This is a genomic window from Oleiphilus sp. HI0128, assembly GCF_001635365.1.
This window is the reverse complement of sequence record NZ_LWGG01001353.1, coordinates 1-1,557: the sequence shown is the minus strand read 5'-3', so window position 1 is coordinate 1,557 and position 1,557 is coordinate 1. Positions and strand designations below refer to the sequence as shown.

The following is a 1,557-nucleotide window of genomic DNA, read 5'->3' as shown; positions in this document are numbered from 1 at the left end:
CCGGCTCTTAGGTAGTGAGAGTGCATTTAAACTCCATATAAATACAATAGTAGAAATGAATCAGGCATTTATACCATGTACCAGATGAACGCTCTATGGTTTACTTCCAAGATTGTGCGACAAGTAACAGCTTCGCTTAGAAAATATTGGACAGTTTGAGTATAAAAGTTTTAATGAGGGCTTTTTTAAACGCAATGAGAAAAAAGGCCTGAATAAATTCAGGCCCTTACCAAGGTTAAGATATCTTCGGAGCCAAAGAACCGTCTTGGTACTGTGCAAACATTGAATCAAGACTTTGAGCCTTAATCTTATCAGCACGACCAGCTGTTCCGAACGCTTCGTATCGAGCAACTACAATTTCTTTCATCGCACTTACAGTTTCTTTTAGATACTTTCTAGGGTCGAATTCTGCTGGATTCTGTGCCATAAAGCGACGCACAGCACCAGTAGAAGCCAGACGTAGATCGGTATCAATATTTACCTTACGAACGCCATATTTTATGCCCTCTACAATCTGCTCTACAGGGACACCATAGGTTTCAGGAATTTCGCCGCCGTACTCGTTAATAACAGCAAGCCATTCTTGAGGTACAGAGGATGAACCATGCATTACCAGGTGCGTACCAGGAATACGTTCATTTATCGCTTTAATACGGTCAATAGCCAAAATATCACCAGTAGGTGGACGCGTGAACTTATACGCGCCATGGCTTGTACCACATGCAATCGCTAACGCATCAACACCAGTTTGCTTAACAAAATCTGCTGCCTCTTCTGGATCAGTTAACATCTGATCGTGACTAAGTGTACCTTCAGCACCAACACCATCTTCTTCACCTGCCTGGCCAGTTTCTAAAGACCCCAAACAGCCAAGCTCACCTTCAACAGAAACACCGCAAGCATGCGCCATTTCAACAGTGCGCTTTGTGACGTCAACGTTATATTCGTAGCTGGAAGGTGTTTTGCCATCGTCCATCAGCGAACCATCCATCATCACTGAAGAAAACCCAAGTTGAATCGAGCGCTGGCAAACTGCTGGAGAAGTACCGTGGTCCTGATGCATACAAACAGGAATGTGCGGGAATTCTTCGATAGCCGCCAAAATAAGATGACGCAAAAAAGGTGCTCCGGCATATTTACGAGCACCGGCTGAAGCCTGCACTATCACAGGACTATTTGTTTGATCAGCTGCTTCCATAATAGCGCGCATCTGCTCAAGGTTATTTACGTTAAACGCTGGAACTCCGTAGTCATACTCTGCAGCATGATCAAGTAGTTGTCGCATACTAATTAATGCCATGATTATCTCCGGTTAAAACATGGATTGAATTTATGAGCTTGCGCGCTCTATTAACATTGCTACTGCAGGTAAAGTCTTACCTTCTACAAATTCTAAAAAGGCACCGCCACCCGTAGAAATATACGAAACCTTATCTGCGATTTCATACTTATCGACAGCAGCCAAGGTGTCGCCACCACCTGCTATTGAGAATGCATCACTATCAGCGATGGCTAATGATAGCGCTTTAGTGCCCGCACCAAACTGGTCGAACTCAA

At 44.0% G+C, this 1,557-nt stretch carries 2 protein-coding genes; both read right to left on the bottom strand.

The features are described from left to right. Positions 1-235: 235 nt before the first annotated feature. Positions 236-1,300 (bottom strand): class II fructose-bisphosphate aldolase, encoded by a 1,065-nt coding sequence (fba, locus tag A3763_RS22500; protein WP_068506450.1) that lies wholly within the window; start codon positions 1,298-1,300, stop codon positions 236-238. A 30-nt stretch (positions 1,301-1,330) separates the two neighbouring features. Beyond that, positions 1,331-1,557 (bottom strand): phosphoglycerate kinase (gene pgk, locus A3763_RS22495; protein WP_082880566.1); only part of this gene is annotated, 227 nt, incomplete at its 5' end.

Bases quoted from the DNA above. Each gene is read 5' to 3' on its own strand.
- fba (WP_068506450.1), bottom strand. From the start codon at position 1,300: ATGGCATTAATTAGTATGCGACAACTACTTGATCATGCTGCAGAGTAT.